Origin of the sequence: Sphingomicrobium clamense (genome assembly GCF_019264355.1) — a bacterium.
GTDB classification, from domain to species: Bacteria; Pseudomonadota; Alphaproteobacteria; order Sphingomonadales; family Sphingomonadaceae; genus Sphingomicrobium; species Sphingomicrobium clamense.
The window spans coordinates 817767-841167 of the sequence record NZ_JAHVAH010000001.1 but is presented as its reverse complement, the minus strand read 5'-3'; the positions used below and the strand labels follow the sequence as shown (position 1 = coordinate 841167).

The 23401-nt window shown below is 60.7% G+C and carries 25 protein-coding genes; 3 read left to right on the top strand and 22 right to left on the bottom strand.

Annotated features, from left to right (window positions below; translation table 11 throughout):
- Positions 1 to 12: 12 nt before the first annotated feature.
- The 10 genes from rplP to KTQ36_RS04100 form a co-directional block, all read right to left on the bottom strand.
- On the bottom strand, positions 13 to 435 hold the full coding sequence (gene rplP / locus KTQ36_RS04145; RefSeq protein WP_218632477.1) for a 50S ribosomal protein L16: 423 nt from the start codon (positions 433 to 435) through the stop codon (positions 13 to 15).
- A gap of 12 nt (positions 436 to 447) precedes the next feature.
- Positions 448 to 1152: a 30S ribosomal protein S3 gene (rpsC, locus tag KTQ36_RS04140; protein WP_218632476.1), complete on the bottom strand. Its 705-nt coding sequence runs from the start codon at positions 1150 to 1152 to the stop codon at positions 448 to 450.
- Complete coding sequence (rplV, locus tag KTQ36_RS04135; protein ID WP_218632475.1) at positions 1152 to 1529, bottom strand: 50S ribosomal protein L22; 378 nt, start codon at positions 1527 to 1529, stop codon at positions 1152 to 1154. Before rplV ends, rpsC begins: the two co-directional genes overlap by 1 nt.
- Positions 1529 to 1804: a 30S ribosomal protein S19 gene (gene rpsS / locus KTQ36_RS04130; RefSeq protein ID WP_218632474.1), complete on the bottom strand. Its 276-nt coding sequence runs from the start codon at positions 1802 to 1804 to the stop codon at positions 1529 to 1531. The genes rplV and rpsS overlap by 1 nt, the downstream gene beginning before the upstream one ends.
- Positions 1805 to 1810: 6 nt before the next feature.
- The gene (gene rplB, locus KTQ36_RS04125) at positions 1811 to 2647 is read right to left on the bottom strand and encodes a 50S ribosomal protein L2 (RefSeq protein ID WP_218632473.1); all 837 of its coding nucleotides are present in this window, start codon (positions 2645 to 2647) and stop codon (positions 1811 to 1813) included.
- 3 nt (positions 2648 to 2650) lie between these two features.
- Positions 2651 to 2965, bottom strand: a complete 315-nt coding sequence (locus tag KTQ36_RS04120) for a 50S ribosomal protein L23 (protein ID WP_218632472.1) — start codon at positions 2963 to 2965, stop codon at positions 2651 to 2653.
- Positions 2958 to 3587 (bottom strand): 50S ribosomal protein L4, encoded by a 630-nt coding sequence (gene rplD, locus KTQ36_RS04115; protein WP_218632471.1) that lies wholly within the window; start codon positions 3585 to 3587, stop codon positions 2958 to 2960. The genes KTQ36_RS04120 and rplD overlap by 8 nt, the downstream gene beginning before the upstream one ends.
- Before the next feature lie 3 nt (positions 3588 to 3590).
- Positions 3591 to 4439, bottom strand: a complete 849-nt coding sequence (gene rplC / locus KTQ36_RS04110; protein ID WP_218632470.1) for a 50S ribosomal protein L3 — start codon at positions 4437 to 4439, stop codon at positions 3591 to 3593.
- Positions 4440 to 4678: 239 nt separating this feature from the next.
- Positions 4679 to 4990, bottom strand: coding sequence for a 30S ribosomal protein S10 (gene rpsJ, locus KTQ36_RS04105; protein WP_011952197.1), 312 nt, complete (start codon positions 4988 to 4990; stop codon positions 4679 to 4681).
- Positions 4991 to 5323: 333 nt separating this feature from the next.
- On the bottom strand, positions 5324 to 6829 hold the full coding sequence (locus tag KTQ36_RS04100; protein ID WP_218632469.1) for an HWE histidine kinase domain-containing protein: 1506 nt from the start codon (positions 6827 to 6829) through the stop codon (positions 5324 to 5326).
- 290 nt (positions 6830 to 7119) lie between these two features.
- On the opposite strand from KTQ36_RS04100, the gene KTQ36_RS04095 reads away from it, so the two are divergent.
- Positions 7120 to 10791 (top strand): calcium-binding protein, encoded by a 3672-nt coding sequence (locus tag KTQ36_RS04095; protein WP_218632468.1) that lies wholly within the window; start codon positions 7120 to 7122, stop codon positions 10789 to 10791.
- A gap of 147 nt (positions 10792 to 10938) precedes the next feature.
- Positions 10939 to 11124, top strand: coding sequence for a KOW motif-containing protein (locus KTQ36_RS11540; RefSeq protein ID WP_425600727.1), 186 nt, complete (start codon positions 10939 to 10941; stop codon positions 11122 to 11124).
- 148 nt (positions 11125 to 11272) lie between these two features.
- On the opposite strand, the gene tuf is transcribed toward KTQ36_RS11540, so the two are convergent.
- The 4 genes from tuf to rpsL all read right to left on the bottom strand — a co-directional run bounded on the left by tuf (position 11273) and on the right by rpsL (position 15632).
- Positions 11273 to 12463: an elongation factor Tu gene (gene tuf, locus KTQ36_RS04090; RefSeq protein ID WP_218632467.1), complete on the bottom strand. Its 1191-nt coding sequence runs from the start codon at positions 12461 to 12463 to the stop codon at positions 11273 to 11275.
- Positions 12464 to 12564: 101 nt separating this feature from the next.
- Positions 12565 to 14664 carry an elongation factor G gene (gene fusA, locus KTQ36_RS04085; protein ID WP_218632466.1) on the bottom strand — a complete coding sequence of 700 codons (2100 nt, stop codon included), beginning with the start codon at positions 14662 to 14664 and terminating at the stop codon, positions 12565 to 12567.
- Positions 14665 to 14727: 63 nt separating this feature from the next.
- A complete protein-coding gene (gene rpsG, locus KTQ36_RS04080; RefSeq protein ID WP_218632465.1) occupies positions 14728 to 15198 on the bottom strand; it encodes a 30S ribosomal protein S7 in 471 nt (156 codons plus the stop codon).
- Positions 15199 to 15260: 62 nt separating this feature from the next.
- Positions 15261 to 15632, bottom strand: coding sequence for a 30S ribosomal protein S12 (gene rpsL, locus KTQ36_RS04075; protein WP_218632464.1), 372 nt, complete (start codon positions 15630 to 15632; stop codon positions 15261 to 15263).
- 323 nt (positions 15633 to 15955) lie between these two features.
- Between rpsL and KTQ36_RS04070 the strand changes: the two genes are divergently transcribed.
- A complete protein-coding gene (locus KTQ36_RS04070; RefSeq protein WP_218632463.1) occupies positions 15956 to 17809 on the top strand; it encodes a heparinase II/III domain-containing protein in 1854 nt (617 codons plus the stop codon).
- Here the strand turns inward: KTQ36_RS04070 and KTQ36_RS04065 are convergent.
- The 8 genes from KTQ36_RS04065 to KTQ36_RS11325 form a co-directional block, all read right to left on the bottom strand.
- Complete coding sequence (locus KTQ36_RS04065) at positions 17806 to 18534, bottom strand: sulfotransferase-like domain-containing protein (protein ID WP_345777659.1); 729 nt, start codon at positions 18532 to 18534, stop codon at positions 17806 to 17808. The two genes, KTQ36_RS04070 and KTQ36_RS04065, sit on opposite strands and share 4 nt — an antisense overlap.
- Positions 18531 to 19517 (bottom strand): aminotransferase class IV, encoded by a 987-nt coding sequence (locus KTQ36_RS04060; protein ID WP_255554209.1) that lies wholly within the window; start codon positions 19515 to 19517, stop codon positions 18531 to 18533. Before KTQ36_RS04060 ends, KTQ36_RS04065 begins: the two co-directional genes overlap by 4 nt.
- Before the next feature lie 10 nt (positions 19518 to 19527).
- Complete coding sequence (locus KTQ36_RS04055) at positions 19528 to 19929, bottom strand: hypothetical protein (protein WP_218632462.1); 402 nt, start codon at positions 19927 to 19929, stop codon at positions 19528 to 19530.
- A gap of 34 nt (positions 19930 to 19963) precedes the next feature.
- Positions 19964 to 20599 (bottom strand): hypothetical protein, encoded by a 636-nt coding sequence (locus KTQ36_RS04050; RefSeq protein WP_218632461.1) that lies wholly within the window; start codon positions 20597 to 20599, stop codon positions 19964 to 19966.
- Entirely contained in the window at positions 20583 to 21179 is a 597-nt protein-coding gene (locus tag KTQ36_RS04045; protein WP_218632460.1) for a lysozyme, read from the bottom strand. Before KTQ36_RS04045 ends, KTQ36_RS04050 begins: the two co-directional genes overlap by 17 nt.
- An 82-nt stretch (positions 21180 to 21261) precedes the next feature.
- On the bottom strand, positions 21262 to 22677 hold the full coding sequence (gene lpdA, locus KTQ36_RS04040; RefSeq protein WP_218632459.1) for a dihydrolipoyl dehydrogenase: 1416 nt from the start codon (positions 22675 to 22677) through the stop codon (positions 21262 to 21264).
- A gap of 77 nt (positions 22678 to 22754) precedes the next feature.
- Positions 22755 to 22967, bottom strand: a complete 213-nt coding sequence (locus tag KTQ36_RS04035) for a hypothetical protein (RefSeq protein ID WP_218632458.1) — start codon at positions 22965 to 22967, stop codon at positions 22755 to 22757.
- Positions 22968 to 23004: 37 nt separating this feature from the next.
- A complete protein-coding gene (locus tag KTQ36_RS11325; protein WP_255554739.1) occupies positions 23005 to 23337 on the bottom strand; it encodes an acyl-CoA thioesterase in 333 nt (110 codons plus the stop codon).
- Positions 23338 to 23401: the final 64 nt, after the last annotated feature.

Genomic DNA, 23401 nt, shown 5'->3' with positions numbered 1-23401 from the left:
CTCAACTCCTCCTTAAACCAGCTTCTCGCCGAGGCGGGCGACCACCTTGGTCTTGATCGGCAGCTTTTCAGCGGCACGTTCGAAAGCAGCCTTGGCGAGCGGGCCGGGAATACCGTCCAGTTCGAAAAGGATGCGGCCGGGCTTGACGCGGGCGACCCAGAATTCGGGGCTACCCTTACCTTTACCCATGCGGACTTCGGCCGGCTTCTTCGAAACGGGCACGTCCGGGAACACGCGGATCCACAGGCGACCCTGACGGCGCATGTGACGCGTGATCGCGCGGCGAGCCGCCTCGATCTGGCGGGCAGTAATCCGCTCCGGCTCCAGGGCTTTGAGGCCGTAGGCGCCGAAGTTCAGCTCGGTGCCACCCTTGGCGTTGCCGTGGATGCGGCCCTTGAAGGCCTTACGGAATTTGGTGCGCTTCGGTTGCAGCATCTTTCAATTCCTCTATCGACGGTCGCGCGCCGGGCGAACGCCCGAAGTCTGCGCATCCATCATCAGCTTTTCCTGCGCCAGCGGGTCGTGGCCGAGAATCTCGCCCTTGAAGACCCAGCACTTCACGCCGCACACGCCGTAGGCGGTGTGGGCCTGCGCTTCGGCGTAATCGACGTTACCGCGCAGCGTGTGCAGCGGAACGCGACCTTCGCGATACCACTCGGTACGCGCGATTTCCGCGCCGCCGAGACGGCCCGAGCAGGTGATACGAATGCCTTCCGCACCGAGACGGAGCGCCGACTGCACCGCGCGCTTCATCGCACGGCGGAATGCCACGCGGCGCTCGAGCTGGTCGGCCACGCCCTGGGCGACGAGGCGGGCGTCGATTTCCGGCTTGCGGATTTCGACGATGTTCAGGCTGATCTCGCTGTCGGTCATCGAGGCGAGCTGCTTCTTCAGCTTCTCGATGTCCGCGCCCTTCTTGCCGATGATGACACCGGGGCGGGCAGCGTAGATCGAAATGCGGCACAGCTTGGCCGGACGCTCAATCACCACCTTCGAGATCGCCGCCTGCGGCAGCGTCTTCATGATATAGCGGCGGATCTTGAGATCCTCGAGCAGCTGCTTGCCGTAATCCTGGCCTTCCGCGAACCAGCGCGAATCCCAGGTGCGGTTGATCTGCAGCCGCAGGCCGATGGGGGAACTCTTATGACCCATTAGGCTTCTTCCTGCTCGCGCACGACGACACGCAGGCGGCTGAACGGCTTTTCGATACGGGTCGAACGGCCGCGCGCACGGGTCGCGAAACGCTTCATGGTGATCGACTTGCCGACCGAGGCTTCCGCCACGACGAGCGCGTCGACATCGAGGTTGTGGTTGTTCTCGGCATTTGCCACCGCCGAAGCGAGCACCTTGTAGGCATCCTCGGCCATCGCCTTGGGCGAGAACTTGAGGATGTTCAGGGCTTCTTCGACCTTGCGGCCGCGAATGAGACCGGCAACCAGGTTCAGCTTGCGCGGGCTGCCACGAACCATCGTGGCGGTCGCGATCGCTTCCTTGTCACCGACCTTGCGAGGCGATTTGGGCTTACCCATTAGCGCTTACCCTTCTTGTCGGCGGCGTGGCCCGGGAAGAAGCGCGTGGGCGCAAATTCACCGAGCTTCATGCCGACCATCTCTTCCGAGACGGAGACGGGCACGAATTTCTTGCCGTTGTAGACGTTGAACGTGAGACCCACGAACTGCGGCAAAATCGTCGAGCGACGCGACCAGGTCTTGATCGGCTTCGCATTCGACTGCTCCTGAGCGGCTTCAGCCTTCTTCAGCAGCGACAGTTCGACAAAGGGTCCTTTCCAGACGGAACGAGCCATGATCGCTTAGCCCTTCTTCTTCGCGTGACGCGAGCGGATGATGAATTTATCCGTCGCCTTGTTCTTACGAGTGCGCGCACCCTTGGTCGGCTTGCCCCACGGGGTCACCGGATGACGGCCACCCGAGGTGCGGCCTTCACCACCACCGTGCGGGTGATCGACCGGGTTCTTCGCGACACCACGGGTCAGCGGACGCTTGCCGCGCCAGCGGTTACGGCCGGCCTTGGCGAGCGTGGTGTTGCTGTTGTCCGGGTTCGAGACGGCACCGACCGTGGCCATGCAGTCCGAGCGGATGTAGCGCGTTTCGCCCGAGTTCAGGCGAACGATCACCATGCCCTTGTCGCGGCCGACGACCTGCACGTACGTGCCTGCCGCGCGGGCCAGCTGACCGCCCTTGCCGGGCTTCAGCTCGACGTTGTGGACGATCGTACCGACCGGCATCTGGCCGATCAGCATCGCGTTACCCGGCTTCACGTCGACCTTTTCGCCCGCGATCACCTTGTCGCCCGGCGCAAGGCGCTGGGGAGCGATGATGTAGGCCTGGTCCTTGTCGCCGTAGGTGACGAGCGCGATGTAGGCCGACCGGTTGGGGTCGTACTCGATGCGCTCGACCGTGCCCTCGACGTCCCAGTGACGACGCTTGAAGTCGATCTTGCGATACTTCTGCTTGTGACCGCCACCGATGCCACGCGAGGTCACGTGGCCCTTGTTGTTGCGGCCGCCGGTTTTCTTCTTGCCTTCGACAAGCGCCTTGACCGGCTTGCCCTTGTAGAGCTGCGACCGGTCGACGAGGATCAGGCCACGGCGGGCCGGGCTCGTCGGCTTATATGCTTTCAATGCCATCGGTTAGACCCCGCTCGTGATGTCGATCGTCTGGCCCTCTTTCAGGGTGACGATCGCTTTCTTCTCGTCCGAACGGCGGTAGGGCTGGCCCTTCCACCGCTTGGTCTTGCCTTTGGTCACGATGGTGTTGACCTTGGTCACTTCCACGCCGAACAGCGCTTCCACCGCTTCCTTGATTTCGGGCTTCGACGCATCGCCGGCAACCTTGAACACCACCGCATTATGTTCCGACGCCATGGTCGACTTCTCGGTGATGTGCGGCGCCAGGACGACGTCGTAGTGGCGGTTCTCTACCGCTTTCTTCTCAGCCTTAGCCATTGAAACGTGCCTCCAGCTGTTCCACCGCGGCGCGCGTCAGGACGAGCGTGTCGTGGCGGAGGATGTCGTAAACGTTGGCGCCCATCGCCGGCATCAGGTTGATGCCTTCGAGGTTGGCCGACGCTCGGGCGAACCCGACGTTCAGCGCTTCGCCGTCGATGACCAGGTTGGTCTTGCCGAAACCGAGCTTCTCGAGCTTGGCCGACAGTTCCTTGGTCTTCGCTTCGCCGTTCATGTCGAGATTGTCGAGCACGAGCAGCTTGCCGTCCTTGGCCTTGGCCGAAAGAGCCATTTTCAGGCCGAGGGCGCGAACCTTCTTGTTGAGGCTCGAGGTGAAGACGCGGGCGCGGGCACCGTGGGCCTTACCACCACCGATGAAGATCGGGGCGGCGCGGTCGCCGTGACGAGCGGTACCGCCACCCTTCTGGCGGCCCCACTTCTTACCGGTGCGGGCGACGTCCGAGCGCTCACGGGTCGGGCGCGCGGGCGCACGACGGTTGGTGAGCTGCCAGGTCACGACACGGTGGAGGATGTCTTCACGCGGTTCGACGCCGAACACGGCTTTGTCGAGCGTGAGATCGCCACCGGCCTTGGCGTCGAGGGTCTGAACTTTGACCTTCATCGCTTAGCCTTCCTTGCTTTCGTCGCCATCGGCCTTGTCGGCGTCGGCGGCTTCGTTCTTTTCGGTTTCAGCCATCGCCGCATCGATCTCTTCCTGAGTCGGGGTCGGCGCGGCTTCTTCGAAAGCTGCTTCTTCGATCATGCCCGCAGGTGCTTCTTCCGTGGCGACCTCGTCGGCATTGCGACGCATCGCGGCCGGGAACGGCACGCCTTCGGGCAGCGGGACCTTGACCGCGTCCTCGACGATGACCCAGCCACCCTTCGAACCGGGCACCGAGCCCTTGACGAAGAGAAGGCCGCGCTCGACGTCGGTGCGGACGATCATCAGGTTCTGCTGGGTGCGGTTGCGGGCACCCATGTGACCGGCCATCTTCTTGTTCTTGAAGACGCGGCCCGGATCCTGGCGGTTACCGGTCGAACCGTGCGAGCGGTGCGAGATCGAGACGCCGTGCGTCGCGCGCAGACCGCCGAAGCCCCAGCGCTTCATGGCGCCGGCAAAGCCCTTACCCTGGGTCACGCCCTGGATATCGACCATCTGGCCAGCGATGAAGTGGTCGGCGGTGATGTTCGCGCCGACGTCGAGCAGCGCATCTTCCGAGACGCGGAACTCGACGACCTTCTGCTTGGGTTCGATTTCGTTTTTGCCATACTGGGCACGCTGCGGCTTGTTGACGTTTTTCGCCTTTGCCGTGCCGGCACCCAGGGCGACGGCGGTGTAGCCGTCAGTATCAGTTTCGCGACGACCGACGACCTGGTTGCCTTCCAGCGACAGGACGGTGACCGGCACATGCCGACCGTCTGCCTGGAACAAGCGGGTCATCCCCATCTTTTTCGCGATCACGCCAGTGCGCATGATCCACACTCCTCAACAGAGGCACGCCGTCAAAACACGACGTGCTTGCGACCCATGAATATGTGCGAACCCCGCTCGGGTCGTTCCTGCTGAGGGCAGGATGCGGGGGACGCAGACCGCAGTCTCGAAAGACTGCCCGGTATCCCTAAATTGCATCCCGGCAAGTGCCGGAATTGGAAGGCTCGGTTTGACCCGAATCTCCCAGCCAAATCAGCGATGTTGCTGGCTTGGCGTGGCCCTTAGGCCAGTTTGATCTCTACGTCCACCCCTGCGGCGAGATCGAGCTTCATCAGCGCGTCGACCGTCTGCGGCGTCGGCTGCACGATGTCGAGCAGGCGCTTGTAGGTGCGGACCTCGAACTGCTCCCGCGACTTCTTGTCGATGTGCGGGCCGCGGTTCACGGTGAACTTCTCGATGCGCGTCGGCAGCGGAATAGGACCACGGATCAGCGCGCCGGTACGACGTGCCGTATCTGCAATGTCACCTGTAGCCTGATCGAGCACACGATGGTCGAAAGCCTTGAGACGAATGCGAATGTTCTGCGTTTCCATATCCACTTACCGATGCGAAAGAGCCAAAGGCTGTTTCCAGCCCAAAAAACAAGAGGCCCAACCCGTTTATGCCCGGCGTACCGGAACGGGCGACCTCCTTGAAACTAAGCGACAAAAGGACGAATCCCCATGTCTGTGAGCGCGCCTCTACAAAGGATGCGTCGGGAGATCAAGCCCTTTGAGAGATGTCTCGTTATTCTGTGTCTGGTTTGGGGTGGAAAGCGGACGCTTGAGGCAATTTGGTGTTCTCGGTGCCAGTTACTCTGCATCGGCGACGATCAAACCAATTGATAGCGTGAGGATAAACCCCGGTCGCTTGACCGATTGCCGCACTCACGGGTCTTGCCGATTCAATGGTGCAGAGAAGCGAGCACAGAACCCTGATGGATCGAAATTTAACTCGACCCGTCCTCCTAGGCTCTTTGCCAACCCTCGCTCCAACAGGCGAGAGCCGAAGCCTTTTTTGCTCGGCTCTTTGACGGGAGGCCCCCCAAGTTCACGCCACTCGAAGACGAAAACTGGAATGTCGCCCTTCTCCAGCTTCCATGTAATTTCGACACGCCCTGCCGGAACCGAAAGCGAGCCGTATTTGAATGCATTGGTACAAAGTTCGTGGATCGCCAGCGCAATCGAAACTGCGGTCTCAGACTGAACATCGAAATCGCGGCCCTTGATCCGAACCCGCTCGAGAGAGCCGCCGCAACCATCGAGCGCGCGAGTAACGATGTCGGTAATCGATGCCTTGGCCCAATTTTCCGAGATCAGAAGATGATGTGCAGAAGCGAGGGCATCTAGCCGCCGTATAAATGTCTCGCGGCCCTGTTCGACCGGTACGTCATCTTCAAACGTCTGGTGCGCAATGCCTTGTACGATCGCAATCGTGTTTTTCACGCGATGATTGAGCTCGTTCACGAGCAATTTCTGGCGATCCTCCTGTCGTTTACGTTCAACCACCAAGCCAAGCTGCTCACCAAGGACTTTCACCGTCTTGAGTAGCTCTTCATCCGGACGTGTTTCGGAATTAGCAAAGAATTCGAGCACCGCGATGACGACACCTTCAGACTTGAGCGGAAAGCCGAAGGCGCTCTTGAACTCGTGGTTCTGTCGCTTGAATTCAGGGTATTCGGAAATGTCTTCAATCCATAACGGTTCGCCAGACTCGAGGATTTTCCCAGGCATTCCAATCCCAATCGGAAACACCGAATCTTCCGTCGCAGCCTTCAATCGCCTGTAGTTGGCATTTCGAGCAGCCCAGACCCCGGAAGGAACAAGCACCGGATCGGGATTAGGCCTAATAAAAGCATGACCCACTGGCCATCCGGTCAACTGAAGGATGGCGTCAAGGCTACGCGTAAGAGCACTTTCGAAACTTCGTGCGTTGGCCACAGCACCGGACATGGTCGAGATTAGCTCAGCCTCGACCGCACGACGGGTGAGGGCGTCCTCGTATTTTTTTTGTTCGGTGATGTCCCGCAGAAAACCGATAAATAAATTGTCAGGGCTTTTTCCGATTTCGGTGATGGCCATTTCAACCGGGATTTCCACGCCTGAGCGATGACGTGCCGTCAATTCGAGACGCCGATTGAGAATGCGGGCCTGCTCTCCCTGCTGAAGCCTCGTCATCCCCTCGACATGGCTTTGCCTGTGGTGTTCTGGCACGATCGTGCTTTCCATGGTCCTGCCCAGGATGTCGTCACGTTCCCAGCCCAATGTGATCGTGGCGTGCTGATTCCATTCAACAATTGTACCCTTGGCATCGGAAACGATCACCGCATCTAATGCCGTTGCAAGTATTCCCTCCAAGATCGCAGGATCGATGAAGGGGCTAATACGCTGCATGGTCTCAATCCTCCTTTACTCAATCTGCTACGTGATGTCTCATTCCGCTCCAGTTGGGGCGGTATAGTAAAGAAGATCGAGTATCCTATGCGCGAGATCCTACTCATGCACAATGTCCGCAATTGGGTCGTTCGTTGCCTGGTCGGTTTCGGGGTAGGAAGCGGACGTCATCGCGTAGAAAATGGCAACTCTATCAAGTTTAACTTGCTACCTTCAATCATTGCCCTAATTTTAATAAACAAGTCATAAGTTGCGCCATGGCAGCGCGGTGAACGCTACGGGGGGGAGATATGGTCGAAATCCAATCGCCCGGAGAGGAACATTCTCAGCCTAATTCGATTGGAGCGAGACACCGGCTCTCTCCCGCCCGTGAAGAAATGTCATACAGAGGACTTCTGTCGGTCGAAAACGACGGGAATCAAAGCAGTCTTGGTGATGGTGGGCATTCGCGCGCGTTAAGCATTTCGAGCCGCGACCTCGTCACCATCTCCGATGGCGGCGTGCTCCGCACCCAAGCCACCTCAGGCCAGACCATCACTGGCACCACTGGTGACGACGTCTTGGAGGGAACAGTAGGTGATGACACCATCGACGGTCTCGCTGGCAATGACTTCATTTACGGTTACGCCGGTGATGACATCCTACGCGGCGGCGATGGAAATGATCAAATTTATGGCGGCTATGGTGCTGACCTCATTGAAGGGGGCGAGGGAGACGATTGGCTCCAAGACACGAGTGGGAGTGGTGATCAAATTTCCGGCGGAGGCGGTATTGATCAAATCAAAGTCACCCGAACAGATGGTCCATATGAATATGTAAGCGTTGATGCCGGTGCAGGTGATGATTCAGTTTCGTATTATAATTTCGTCGATGGGGAGGCGTTGATCGACCTCGGTATAGGCAACGATCTCCTCCATCTCTTTTTTAAGGCTGGGAGTGCCACAATCAGTCTCGGCGAAGGCATCGATACGATTATTCTCGATGATCAAAGCAATTTCTCTGCAACCTTGTCTGTTACTGACTTTTCCCCCGGCGATGGGGGAGACAAGTTCTCTTGGGTCTACTTCTTAGGTCGCAATCTTACTAACTGGGACGGGAGCGAAAATCCCTTCGGATCGGGTCATTTGCGACTTGCGCAGGACGGGAGCAGCGCGATTCTGCAGATTGATCAGAATGGGGGTGGAGACAATTACGTCACCTTCGTCATCTTTCAGAACGCTGATGCAGCTTCCTTCACCGCCTACAACTTTGAGGGTTACTCTCCCGATGGGAATCCCGTGCCGAGTCAAACCATCACTGGCACTGAATCGGATGATAACTGGCTGTACGGCGGCGTAGGCGATGACCTTATCACGGGCTTGGGCGGCAACGACTCCATAGCCGGTGGTTTTGGCCATGATACACTTCGCGGAGGCGCCGGCGACGACCACGTTAATGGTGATTATGGCAATGACATCGTCGACGGCGGAGAAGGTAACGACCTTCTGACGGGCGGTTATGGCAACGATATCATCCAAGGAGGCGACGGTGCCGATAGGCTCTCCGACGTGGGCGGTGACGATCAGCTAGTTGGAGGTGGCGGAGCGGACGACATCCGGATTCAACGACTCTACAGCACGGATGAAACGATCACCATTGACGCCGGCCTTGGCGACGACTTCGTACTTTATCACTATCGATTCACGAGTAATACCACCATTGATCTTGGCGCCGGCGATGACAATCTGCTCGTTCACTTTTTTGACGGGGATAGCAGTGTCGTAGTCACTTTCGGTGACGGGCAGGATACTATCCAGTTCGATACGAACAGTGGTTTGGCGGCGAACCTTATCTTCACTGATTTTGCTCCCGGCGAGAGCGGCGATGCTATCGTCTGGACCGACTTCCTATCCTACAATTTGCTAAATTGGGATTCGAGTACGAACCCATTTGGAACTGGTCATGTGCGTCTTGTCCAGCAGGACAACGATACACTTGTTCAAGTAGATCAAGACGGTGGCGGTGACGCCTATATCACATTCATAATCTTGCTAGAGACCGTGGCTGCAGATTTAGTTGCTTACAACTTTGACGGGTTCAATCTGAATGGAGTTGGCAAGACTTTGGTCGGCAGCGACGGGCCTGATGAACTGACAGGCACAGCTGATGCTGACACGATCGAGGGTCAGGACGGCGATGACTTCATTGAGGGCCTTGGCGGCGACGACACGCTCGACGGTGGACCTGGTAATGATGAGATTTATGGCGGAGAGGGGAATGACCGCATTGACGGCGGGTTTGGCGACGACTTCGTCGACGGCGGAGTTGGTGATGATGATATCAGAGACGCAAATGGTGGGTCAGACACGCTCCATGGTGGCGACGGCAACGACACTATTTTCGTTTTTCGTAGCTCGACGATCCCATACAGCCACGTTCAAATAGATGCCGGCGAGGGCAATGACACTGTCACATACGTAAATTTCAACGAAAGTGACGTTTCCATCGTCCTGAGTGGAGGCGACGACTACGTGACTTTGCGCCCTGCCAGCCAGACAAGCGAGATCTCGTTTGGCGGCGATCGAGATACAATCGAACTATGGGGCTCCGGCGACATCGCTTCGAATGTAACGTTCTCGGAATTCGCGCCCGGGGATAGTGGCGCCAACATTATTTGGGCGTCATTTTTGAGCAACAACCTTACGAATTGGAACGGAAAAAATCCATTCTCCTCCGGACATTTGCGTCTGGTCCAAGACGGAGTTGATACGCTGTTGCAGTTCGACCGCAATGGCGGAAGCGATAACTTCACGACCTTTATTGTGTTCCAAAACACGGATGCAAACGCCTTCACCGCTTACAACTTCGAAGGCTTCGCTCCGACGGTGAGCCCGATCAATGGCTATGTATACGTCGGCACTGAACTCTCGGATACGCTGGTAGGCAGCAATCTGGACGACAAGATAGAAGGCCTTGGAGGAAATGATTCGATCTGGGGTCAGGATGGAGCCGACCAGATCACGGGGGGTGCGGGGCGCGATATTCTGCGCGGGGGCCTCGGTAACGATCGCCTGCTTGGTGACGGAGGCGAGGATACGCTGTTTGGCGAGGCGGGAGACGACGAGCTTTTCGGCGGAACGCGCGCCGACGAATTGTTCGGCGGACCGGGGAACGACATGATCGTTGGCGGTGTCGGTAACGATCGAGCCAATGGCGGCTCGGGCAACGACTATCTCGACGGCGGCGCAGACAACGACCTTCTGATCGGTGGGCCGGACAATGACCGCCTGCGCGGCGGCGAAGGGGACGACCAACTGGTCGGCGGCTCATCGAGTGACTACGCCCTTTATGATCAAGCGCCGGGATCAGTGGTAGTGGATCTATTCTTCGGGACTGCGGCCGGAGACGGCAATGACACTCTCGAAGGTATCGAGAATGTGATCGGATCTGCGTACGGCGACGTTCTTAAGGGCGATGCTGGCCCGAACTTGTTGGATGGCTCTGGTGGCGAGGACAGTCTTTACGGCCGAGCTGGAAACGACACTCTCAATGGTGGAAGTCGTGCCGACGAGCTCTTCGGCGGGACTGGCGACGATATCCTCAACGGTGGTTCTGGCAATGATAGGATCAACGGTGGGTCGGGCAATGACAGGATTGATGGTGGAGGAGACAATGATCTCCTGATCGGCGGTCCTGGCGACGACATTATCCTTGGGGGTGTAGGCGACGATTTCATGGCCGGGGGTAGTGGCAATGACACCTTTGTCTTCGACGCCAACTCTGGAGCGGACATGATCGCCGGCTTCACACCCGGAGGCGAAGAGGACATGCTCGATTTCAGCGCGCTGGGGATCGGCTATGAAGACCTGTCGATCATTCAGCAAGGCACCGACACGCTCATCACGACGCCTGCCGGCGACAGTGTCTTGCTGTTCGACATAATGGCGACGCAGTTGGATCAAGCGGCTGATTTTGCATTCTAACCATGAATAACGTCAGAAAATGGGTCGTTCGCTGCCTGGTCAGTTTGGGGGGTGGGAAAACGGACCCTCAATGCAATCTAGTGCTCTCCGTGCTAGCTATTCTGCATCAACGAAGACCAAGTCAATTCATCGCGTGAGGAGGATTTCATGCCCGAGGAGCAGACGCAGGTCGTGAATGGCGACAGGTGCAAGGTCAGTGCCGGAGTGCACAAAGGCAAGACAGGACTTGTAGAAGATCTTAATCGCAGCAAGGGGGGTAATCTGACGATTACCGTTCGTCAGGACGATGGCACTCGGTTCAAAACTCTTTCGCGAAGTGTTGAGAAAATCTGAACTGCTTAGGTCCGCATTTGGGTCGTTAGCGGACGCTTATAAGCGCCGCTTCTCATCCACCGCTCTGCACATAAGAAAAGGCCCGGCGCTTCGGGTGAAGCACCGGGCCCTTTTCTTTTCGAACGCTCCTTGAAGGAGCGCGCGACGCTTACGCGGTGATCTTGCCGACCACGCCCGCGCCGACGGTACGACCGCCTTCACGGATGGCGAAGCGGAGACCCTGGTCCATCGCGATCGGAGCGATCAGCTTGACACCCAGCGACACGTTGTCGCCCGGCATGACCATTTCCGTGCCTTCCGGCAGCGTGATTTCGCCGGTCACGTCAGTCGTACGGAAGTAGAACTGCGGACGGTAGTTGGCGAAGAACGGGGTGTGACGGCCGCCTTCGTCCTTCGACAGGACGTAGACTTCGGCTTCGAAGTCGGTGTGCGGGGTGATCGAACCCGGCTTGGCCAGAACCTGACCACGCTCGACTTCGTCACGACCGACACCGCGGATCAGCGCGCCAACGTTGTCGCCAGCCTGGCCCTGGTCGAGCAGCTTGCGGAACATTTCGACGCCCGTGACGGTCGTCTTGGTGGTGTCCTTGATGCCGACGATTTCGACTTCGTCGCCAACGTTGACGATACCGGTTTCGATACGACCGGTGACAACCGTACCGCGACCCGAGATCGAGAACACGTCTTCGATCGGCATGAGGAAGTCCTTGTCGAGCGGACGATCCGGCTCGGGGATCCACTCGTCGACGGCTTCCATCAGCTTGAGGATGGCGTCCTGACCGATTTCACGGTTGCTGTCTTCGAGAGCAGCAAGCGCCGAACCGGCGATGATCGGAATGTTGTCGCCGTCGAAGTCACGCTTCGAAAGTTCTTCGCGGATTTCGAGTTCGACGAGTTCGAGAAGCTCGGGATCGTCGACCTGGTCGACCTTGTTGAGCCACACGACCATGGTCGGAACGCCGACCTGCTTGGCGAGCAGGATGTGCTCCTTGGTCTGCGGCATGGGGCCGTCAGCGGCCGAAACCACGAGGATCGCGCCGTCCATCTGGGCGGCACCGGTGATCATGTTCTTCACATAGTCGGCGTGACCCGGGCAGTCGACGTGCGCATAGTGGCGGTTGTCGGTTTCATATTCGACGTGCGCCGTCGAAATGGTGATGCCGCGCTCGCGCTCTTCCGGGGCCTTGTCGATGTTTTCGAAATCGACCTTTTCCGACTTGCCGGCTTCCGCCAGGGTCTTGGTGATCGCCGCGGTCAGCGAGGTCTTGCCGTGGTCGACGTGACCGATGGTGCCGATGTTGACGTGCGGTTTGTTCCGCTCGAATTTTGCCTTCGCCATTATACGCCTCTTTTCGTATCTTCTATCTAAGGTGTTCCGGGCGACCCGCCCTTGGAGACGGGTGCGCCCTTAACGAGTATTTTCGGGTTACGCTAGCCCCGTTAGGCCATCTTCGCCTTCAATTCGTCCGCAACGTTCTGCGGCACTTCGTCATAGTGCGAGAACTGCATCGAATATTGGGCACGACCCGAGGTGAAGCTGCGCAGCTCGTTGATGTAGCCGAACATGTTCGCCAGCGGGACCATGGCTTCGACGACCTGTGCGTTGCCGCGGCTGTCGGTGCCCTGGATCTGGCCACGACGGCTGTTCAAGTCGCCGATGACGTCGCCGAGATAGTCCTCGGGGGTCACGACTTCAACCTTCATCACCGGCTCGAGCAGCTTGATGCCCGCACGCTGTGCGGCTTCGCGCATCGCGGCACGACCCGTGATTTCGAACGCCAGCGCCGACGAGTCGACGTCGTGATACTTACCGTCGAGCAGCTCGATGTCGAAGTCGATGATTGGGAAGCCGATGAGCGAGCCGGTTTCTGCGGTTTCGCGCATGCCCTTTTCGACCGACGGGATATATTCCTTCGGAATGTTACCGCCCTTGACGTTGTCGGTGAAGGTGATGCCGGCGCCGCGCTCACCCGGGGTGAGCTTGACCTTCACTTCACCGAACTGACCCGAACCACCCGACTGCTTCTTGTGGGTGTAGGTCAGCTCGACCGGCTTCTTGAGCGATTCACGATAGGCCACCTGCGGCGCACCGACATTCGCTTCGACCTTGAACTCGCGCTTCATGCGATCGACGAGAATGTCGAGGTGAAGCTCGCCCATGCCCTTGATGATCGTCTGACCGCTTTCGTGGTCGGTCGTCACGCGGAAGCTGGGGTCTTCGGCGGCCAGGCGATTGAGCGCGACGCCCATCTTTTCCTGGTCAGCCTTGGTCTTGGGTTCGACCGACAGCTCGATCACGGGGTCCGGGAACTCCATGCGCTCGAGGATGATCGGCTTCGACGATGCACACAGCGTGTCGCCCGTAGTGGTTTCCTTCAGGCCCGCGATGGCGACGATGTCGCCGGCGAATGCTTCTTCAATGTCCTCGCGGTTGTTCGAGTGCATCAGCAGCATGCGGCCGATCTTTTCCTTCTTGTCCTTCACCGAGTTCAGGACCGTGCCCTTGGAGAGCTTGCCCGAGTAGATGCGGGCGAAGGTGAGCGAGCCGACGAACGGGTCGTTCATGATCTTGAAGGCCAGCGCCGAGAAAGGCGCTTCGTCCGAGCTGGGACGCGTGTCCTTTTCTTCGGTGTCGGGGATGACACCTTCGATCGGCGGAACGTCGATCGGCGAAGGCATATAGTCGACGACGGCGTCGAGCAGGGGCTGCACGCCCTTGTTCTTGAACGCCGAGCCGCACAGCACGGGAACGAACGCACGGCCGAGCGTACCCTTGCGGATGAGCTGCTTGAGCGTCGCGACGTCGGGCTCTTCGCCTTCGAGGTAGGCCATCATCACGTCGTCGTCTTGTTCGACGGCGAGTTCGACGAGCTTCTCACGATACTCGGCGGCCTTGTCGGCCATGTCGGCGGGAATGTCTTCGTAGACGAACTCGGCGCCCAGGCTCTCGTCCTTCCAGACGACAGCGCGCATCTTGACCAGGTCGACGATGCCTTTGAGCTTGTCCTCCGAGCCGATCGGCAGGGCAAGGACCAGCGGGGTCGCGCCGAGACGATCGACGATCGACTTCACGCAATAATAGAAATCGGCACCGGTGCGGTCGAGCTTGTTGATGAAGCACATCCGCGGAACCTTGTACTTGTCCGCCTGGCGCCACACCGTTTCCGACTGCGGCTCTACGCCCGCAACGCCGTCGAACACCGCGACCGCGCCGTCGAGCACGCGCAGCGAACGCTCGACTTCGATGGTGAAGTCGACGTGGCCGGGCGTGTCGATGATGTTGATGCGATGCTCTGCACCGACATCGTCGCCATCCTTGACCGTCCAGAAGGTGGTCGTGGCGGCCGACGTGATGGTGATGCCGCGCTCCTGCTCCTGCTCCATCCAGTCCATCGTGGCGGCGCCGTCATGGACTTCGCCGATCTTGTACGATTTACCGGTGTAATAGAGGATACGCTCGGTCGTCGTGGTCTTGCCGGCGTCGATGTGCGCCATGATACCGATATTACGATAGCGCTCGATGGGATGGCTGCGGGCCATGATAATCTTCCTTTACGGGGGTGATGCCGAGCCGCCCTGTGGCAGCCCGGCATGTCATTCTTGTTACCAGCGGTAGTGCGAGAAGGCGCGGTTCGCTTCCGCCATGCGGTGCGTATCTTCGCGCTTCTTCACAGCGTTGCCGCGGTTCTGCGAGGCGTCCATCAGCTCACCCGAGAGACGGGCGGCCATGGTCTTTTCGGGACGCGAACGCGCGGCACCGATGAGCCAGCGAATGGCCAGCGCCTGGGCACGCTCGGCGCGCACTTCGACGGGGACCTGGTACGTCGCACCACCGACGCGGCGGCTGCGCACTTCGACGCCCGGCTTGATGTTCTGAAGCGCTTCATGGAAGACGCCCAGCGGGTCCTTCTTCATGCGGGCTTCGACATTGTCGAGGGCACCGTAGACGATGCGTTCTGCGACGGATTTCTTGCCGTCGAGCATGACCGAATTCATGAACTTCGACAGGACGAGGTCCCCGAACTTGGGATCGGGGAGAATGACGCGCTTTTCAGGGCGACGACGACGGGACATAGTCTTATCCTTATCTGAGCGGGGCGCCGGCCATCAGCAGGCGGCGCGCACCGACGATCCAGTTACTTGGGACGCTTGGCGCCGTACTTCGAACGGCTCTGGCGGCGGTCCTTGACACCCTGCGTATCGAGCACGCCACGCAGCACGTGGTAGCGCACACCCGGAAGGTCGCGCACACGGCCGCCGCGGATCAGCACGACGCTGTGTTCCTGGAGGTTGTGGCCTTCACCCGGAATGTACGAAATGACTTCGCGCTGGTTGGTCAGGCGGACCTTGGCAACCTTACGAAGCGCCGAGTTCGGCTTCTTCGGGGTGGTGGTGTAGACACGGGTGCAGACGCCGCGCTTCTGCGGGTTCTGCTCCATTGCAGGCACTTTGCTCTTGGCAACCTGCTTGGTACGGCCCTTGCGGACCAACTGGTTAATCGTCGGCATGAAGCCTTCACCTTCTCTTTGCGGTTACTTTGACATACGCAAAACCAACGAAGGCTCTCCCTCCCGGCTTGACGGGCGGTAACCCTTCGCGGCGCATGCCATTGTTCAGCTCTATTTTGCGTCGTCGGATCGCGCCAATGACTGGCGTTCGCGTCGGACGAGCGGCCCCTTAGGAGGATTCGCCTTGAAGGTCAACGGGGTGCGGGGCGAAGAGAGCCGATCCCCCGCTGCCCGCCTGACCCACGCTTTCCCGCTTTCGCTCGGCCTGACGGTGCGATAGGGGATGCCCCGCATCCCGCCATTCCAGGTGATCATCTCAGTTCATGTTCGCATACGAAAATTTCTTCAAGCTCGATCCGGGCGAGGTCCAGAAGCAAGCGGACGCCCAATATCGACGCGGGCCGTGGGTGGGCTTCTTTGACCCCACGTCACCCGATGACGACGAGCGCTGGATCCTCCACGACCAGTCCGAACGTTCGCGCAACTATCACGCCCATTCGCTCGACATGCTCGACCTGCCGCTCATGGCGCACTCGATCACGGGCGATAGCGACTATCTCGCCAAGTCGGCAGAGGTCGCGCTCGACTGGTCGCGGCGCTACGGGAACAGGGCGTCGATGGCAGCGCCCTCGGGCGAGACCGACATGGCCTGGTACGACATGGCGGCGGGACTACGCGCCTATCGCCTCGCTTATTTGCTCGAGGCGATGCGCGAGGCCGACCTCGGCTCGTCAGAGGAGCGCGACCTCCTCTGGTCGACCCTCCTGCTCCACGCCGGCTACCTAGCCGACGACGACAACATCATGTTCCATAACAATCACGGCTTCTACCAGGTTGCAGGGCAGCTCGCGATGGCGCGGCGCTATGCCGATGAGGCTCCCGAAATGGCCCGCGCGAAGAGGCAGGGGCAGGCGCGGCTCGACAGGATGATCCATCAGCAGTTCGGCGATGACGGCGCCCATATGGAGCATTCGCCCGACTATCACCGAATGGTCTACTCGACCGTGCAGGCGCTGATCGATGCTGGGCTGGTCGAGGATGATGCGATCATTGCCTTCGCCGATCGGATCGAGCGAGCCCTCTCCTGGTTCGTGCAGCCCAACGGACACATCGCCAATATCGGCGATTCCGACCATCAGCTGGTCATTCGACCGCGCAAGCTCGCCCGTCGGCAATGGAAGAGCGAAGAGATGCGCTACGCCGCGACTGCCGGGCGCATCGGCACACCGCCCGCCACCCCCATCGCGGCGTTTCGCGATGCCGGCTATTTCGCCGCCCGTGTCCCGCAGAAGACAGAGCCGACCTTCGCGACCGACAGCTACCTGCTCCAGCAGGCCGGCTTCCACTCGCGCACGCACAAACATGCCGACACGCTCGGTTTCATCTGGAGCGATCGCGGCCAGCCGATCCTCGTCGATGCCGGGCGCTACGGCTATGTCGGCAAAACCGAAGCGGGCTCGAAACTGCGAAAAGACGGCTTCTGGTACAGCGATCCATATCGCATCTATTGCGAGTCCACCCGCGCGCATAACTGCCTCGAGTTCGACGGCGAGAATTATCCCCGTCAGGGCGTAAAGCCGTTCGGCAGCGCGACCGGACGCAGCTTTGTCGCCGACGATACCAGCCTGATCGCGTTCGAGACCGAGGCGCGACACTTCGAGGGGATGCGCCATGCGCGGCTGCTCGTTATGGCGCCGGGCCGGTGGCTGGTCTGCTTCGACTGGTTCAAAAATAATCTCGGAAAGCGCCACGACGCGACCCAGTGGTTCCACCTCGCGCCGGGGTTGGAAGCGCGACAGGATGGCCTGCGCTTTGCAGTCGACCTCCCTTCGTATGACGTGCCGCTGCAGATCGCTCCGTTGCTCGGATCGGCCAAGGCGGCGGACTGCGTTTCGGGCCGCAAGGAACCGCGCTATCAGGGCTGGTTCTCACGCGGTTACAAGAAGATCATGGCCAACGCGGCGATCGGCTATCGACTTCAACGTGCGAATTGCCAGGCCGCCGCGACCCTGTTCGCCTTCGGCGAGGATTTCGCTGTCGATGTCTCGGCAAACGCCGTGGACACGGCGGGACGCAATGGGCGACTTGGCTGGACTGCAGATGGCAAGACGCACTTGCTGGAGTTCAGCCGTCCGAGCGAGGGCGAGATAAGCTTCGACTACACCGTCAGCGACTAGGCGATGGCCCGTTCGTGCAGCCACGCATAGTCGGCAGCGCACGCCTCGGCGACGCGGGCATAGTCACCTTCCAACTCGGGCATCGGCCCCGGCGCCCCCGCAAAACCCGTCGACCGGTTGACGCGATCGTACCAGTGCGCGCCCCACACACCGTCCTGCGGGTGCGGCCCCTCCTCCCAGGACAGCATGGCCACGTTCCAATCGAGGCCCAGAGCAGCACACAATTTGCGCAGCATCGTTTCCGGATCTTCCAAGATATCGTCGCTGTCGACGATCGGCGGCACGTCGCCAGTCGCTTCGATGACCTGCTCGACATAGTCGCGGACCTGCGCGAAGCCGAGCATCTCGGGCTCGCGCAATTCGTTCTTCTTGCGATAGCTCGCCACCACGCACTCTGGCGCGCGGATCAGGAAGGCGTGGCGATGGCTTTCAAGAAACTCCCCAAGGCCGATCTCGCCGACCATGTGGTGAGGCATATGCTTTTGGTACCAGACCGCCGACCCGTCGGGCGGATCACCCTTTTGCTTCTGAGCGACCGAGCGCCAGTCGCAATCCATGTCGGCGATGGTCTCGGCCGCCATTGGATGCGGTTCGCCCGTCGCCTTGAGAAAGGCGCCATAAAAGGGCTCGTCGCTCACATGGGTGTCGGGGCGACTCGAGAAGGCGCGCATCATGGCGGTCGAGATATTGCGCGGCCCCGACCACATGGCGATGCGCAGTGTCACGGCCTGCCCTGAGCCTGCTCGAAGGGGCGATCTGCTGCCGCGACGTCGGCGGCAATCCGTTCCAGATAGAGTTGCTGCAGCCGCTCGACCATTGGTCCGCGCGTCGTCCCGATCACGCGCCCATCGATGGTCCCCACCGGCGCGACGCCCGCGAAGGTGCCGGTCGTGAACGCCTCTTCGGCCCCATAAACCTCGGTAAGCGAAAAATTTTTCTCCAGCGCCGTGATGCCCGCCTCGCGCGCAATTTCGAGCACGATCTGCCGCGTGATGCCGTCGAGGCAATAGTTGCCGCTCGACGTCCAGATTTCGCCATCGCGCACGATGAAGAAGTGCGTCGAATTGCACGTCGCGACGAAGCCGTGCGGGTCAAGCATCAGCGCCTCGTCCGCGCCTGCTTCGGCCGCCTGGATGCAGGCGGTGATGCAGTTCAGTTTGCTGTGCGAATTGAGCTTGGGGTCCTGCACCGCCGGATCACCGCGCCGGACATGGACGGTGAACAGGTCAAGCATCCGCGTCGCTGTTTCGGGCGCAGCGCGCTTCCACTCGGGGATGATGACGATGGTTGCATCGCCCACCACCACGCGCGGGTCCTGATAAGGGGTCGAGCGCACACCGCGCGTCACCATCAAACGCACATGCGCGCCCTCGTCGGTCATGCCGTTGGCATCGAGCACCGCGTAGAGTCGCCGCGTCATCTCGGCCTCGTCGATCCCTATATTCATGTGGATCGCCTTGGCACCGCGATAGAGCCGCTTCAGATGCCGATCGAGAAAGGCCAGCCGCCCGCCATGCAGCCTGATGCCCTCCCATACCCCGTCGCCGAGCATGAAGCCGCTGTCGAAGACGCTGACCATCGCCTTCTCACGCGGGATATGGTCGCCATTGATGTCGATGAGGACCGACGCGTTGCGTTCGTCGGGAACATATTGGTGAGTGCCCTTGCCCATGTGCGGCACCGTGGCGCAGCGCCTGTGCGCTGCCAAGAGCAAAGCGTCAGATACCCTTGCGCCCGAAGGTTCGGCGTTGGGTCCCGGGCGGCGGCGTGACCTCGCCGGCGGCGCGTTTCGCCATATAGCGGTCGAAGGCCGCGTCGGGATCGAACGCCTCGTCCTCGCGCGCGTCGAGATGCCGTTGGATCGCTCCCTCGAAATCGAACGGCTCGCCCGGGTCGCGCGCTTCGCCGAACAGCTTGGTCGCCTGGGTGTCGACGGTGTTTTCCACGACGCGGTGGACGGCGCTGAAGATTGCGCGTCGAAAGACCATACCGACCACGAGAATGCCGACGCCGAAACCGCTCGCGAGCAGTGTCTCCCCGTCGCTCGCCAGCGAATAGAGCGCCATGACGATGGCGAGCGCAATCAGCCAGGTCGCAAACTTGCGGGCATCGATCTTCATGGCTCGATGATGGCACCCAAGCCCTAAGAAAGGGCTAAGTCGTCCCGTCATCCAATAGCGCCGCCTCCGCCGCTGCTTGGTCATTGACCGTGGCGAGCTGTGGTCGCGCCCCCAATTCAGGCACGACAAGCCAGAAGGCGCCGAGTTCGAAAAAGCCGCCCTTACCGGGCACGACGGTCATGTCGTCGAGCGACAAGATCCTCAGTTTCTCGATCGTTGCGGGCGCGAAGACCGTATCGAACGCAGCCTCGAGCGCTTCGGGGCTCTCGAGCTGGCGCGTCTCGCCATCGGCCGAAATGAAAAGCAGTGGAATGCCCGCTTCGGCCAGAAGCCCCGCGCGGTCGCTATCGGTCGCAGCGGCGCGAAGGGCAGTCAGCGTGGCCTCGAACTGGCTGGCGCTCGTTCCGGTCGCGCAGCTGATCGCGCCACCCTTGGCGGAATCGTGCTGCTGGTCGAAACGGCGTTCGGCATCGGCGTCAAAGTCGCCCATCGCTTCGCGGGCCTGCCAGATGTCTTCAAGGCATTCGCTCGCGGCCTCGCTGCCCGGCGGGACGGCTTCGCCTTCGGGTCCCTGCGCTTCCTCGATCGCGTTCTCGGTCGGCGTCGCGGTGTCGCACGCCGCCAGCGCCAGCACGCCCAGCGCGGCCATCGATTTACCGAAGCTGCCCATAATCACCTTTCTCGAACATTCGCCGCCGACGCTCCGAGCGGCGCACCAGGCCACCTGCGGGTCGTCCCAGCGCATCCTTGGTATAGACAAGATTCTCGGCGATCTTGCGATAATCGCGTCGCCGGAGTGCATCGTTGAGCGCGGGGCTTTTCTCCTCGCTCACATTGCCCGGGCCGACATTGTAGACCAGGTCGACCAGCGCATCGAATTCATGCTGCGCGAGCGGCGTGTCCCTGGCCAGCAGCCGCGCATTGTCTTCAGCGAGCCTGACATCGTCCTCGAGGAATTTCTCCAACTGCTCGCGCGTGATGCGCTGGCCTACCGCCAGCCCGTCCTCGGGCCTTACCAGGTGCCCCGCGCCGACGGTCGGACGACCGGTCACGTCGCGATAGACAAAGTCCAGTTCGCCCTCCTCCTCGCGGATGGCGCGCTTCAGTTCCTCGCTGGCGAATAGCTCGTCGGGAAGCAATCGTTCGATGCCTTCACCGACATGCTCGATGCCTTCCGCAATCTCTTCGTCAACTTCCTCCTCGAACTCCTGCACACCCTCGCACGCGGCGAGCGCGAAGACGGCGATCAAGGGAAGGAGGTGAGAACGCTTGACGACAAGCCCTTTCCGTTTGGCTTGCCGGTGAGACGCACAAGTGGCGCGGGTCGTTCCGTCAGATATGCAGCACGCGGCCGTAGGCGGCGAGGACGCTTTCGTGCATCATTTCGCTCAATGTCGGATGCGGGAAGACGGCGTTCATAAAGTCTTCCTCGACCAGCTCGCCCTGCTTCCCGACGGTATAGCCCTGGATCAGCTCGGTGACTTCCGCGCCGATCATGTGCGCGCCGAGCAGTTCGCCCGTCTCCGCATCGAACACGGTCTTGATGAAGCCCTCGGTCTCGCCCAGCGCGATCGCCTTGCCGTTGCCGATGAAGGGGAACTTGCCGACCTTCACCTTGTGCCCGGCTTCCTTGGCTTTCTCTTCCGTGAGGCCGACGCTCGCGACCTGCGGGTGGCAATAGGTGCAGCCCGGGATATTCTTCACGTCCATCGCGTGCGGATGGACATCCTTGTTGCCCGCTTCCTGCGCGATCGCTTCGACGCAGATGATGCCTTCATGGCTGGCCTTGTGCGCGAGCCACGGCGGCGCGGTGACGTCGCCGATCGCCCAGATGCCCTTCACGTTGGTGCGGCACATGGCGTCGGTGTCGACATGACCCTTGGTGGTCTTCACGCCCAACTTGTCGATGCCGATATTCTCGGTGTTGGGGACGATGCCGATGGCGACGATGCAGTGTGAGAAAGTCTTCTCCTCCACCTTGCCCTTGGCGTCCTTGATCTTGGCGGTGACGCCCTTCTTGGTCGCGCTGAGGCTTTCGACCCCCGCGCCCGCCATGATGTTCATGCCTTGCTTCTTGAGGCTCTTCTGGAGCTCTGCACTGATATCCTTGTCCTCGACCGGCACGATGCGGTCGAGCATTTCGACCACGGTCACGTTTGCGCCCATGTCGTTGTAGAAGCTCGCGAACTCGATCCCGATCGCGCCCGAGCCGATGACCAGCAGGTCCTTGGGCATTTCCTTGGGCACCATCGCATGGCGATAGGTCCAGATCTTGTCGCCATCGGTCTCGGCAAATGGCAGGTCGCGGGCCCGCGCGCCGGTGGCGACGATGATGTTCTTGGCGGTCAGCTGCGTCTTCTTGCCTTTGTCGTCGGTCACCGACAGCTTGCCGACGCCGTCGATGTGGCCGGTGCCCATGTGCACGTCGATCTTGTTCTTCTTCATCAACCCGGTGACGCCCTGGTTAAGCTGTTTTGCGACCCCGCGGCTGCGCGCGACGACCTTGTCGATGTCCATGCCGACCCCGTCCGCTTTCAGCCCGAACTTTTCGGCATGCTTCATGTGATGGAGGATCTCGCCCGAGCGCAGCAGCGCCTTCGTCGGGATGCAGCCCCAGTTGAGACAGATGCCGCCCAGGCTCTCGCGCTCCACGATCGCGGTCTTCATGCCGAGCTGCGACGCGCGGATCGCTGCGACATAGCCGCCGGGTCCCGAACCGAGGACGATGAGATCGTATGAATTGGCCACGTGGCAAGCTCCCGATTTTTGTCTTGGGAGCCGACTAGCTGGTGCGCGTCAGGGCGACAAGACCCCGCGCCGCGCGCCTAGTTGCGGTGCCAGCTGAAGAAGAGGCGCAGCGCGATAGCGCTGCCGACGAAGAGCGGGATGGAGAAGAGCAGGCCGGGCGATTGGTCGAACGGCGCGATGGTGCCGACCCCGGCCCAGCTGTCGCGCCAGATGCCGTCGCGCCCGCCCGTCGCCATGGGCAGGATGAAGGCGAGCAATGCGCCGAACACGAGAGAACCGAGCCAACTCATGCACCCGAGTCTCGCGCAAGAGGGTAAACAAGTCGTTTCAGCGGCGTACCGGGCGCTTTTTGTTGTCCGCGGTGGTCGCGACAAAGGTGAACAGGCCAGAGGCGACATCGAACTCGCGATCCCCGTCGCGTTCGCGGCCTCTGGCGGTGGCGCGGATGGTCATCGAGGTCGTGCCCTCGCGCTCCAGCGTGGCGTAGACGGAGAGTTCGTCCCCCACCTCCATCGCGCCCGGAAACGACAAGTCGGTCGCGGCCACGACCACCGCCTTGCCCTTCGAATGGCGCGACGCGAGCGACCCCGCCGCCAGCGCCATCTGGCTCATCAGCCACCCACCGAAGATGCCGCCATAGGGGTTGGTGTCCGAGGGCATGGCGGTCACGCGGATGAGGGGGGCTCTCACAGATTCATTCGGCGGACCGTCAAGGATTGCTCCG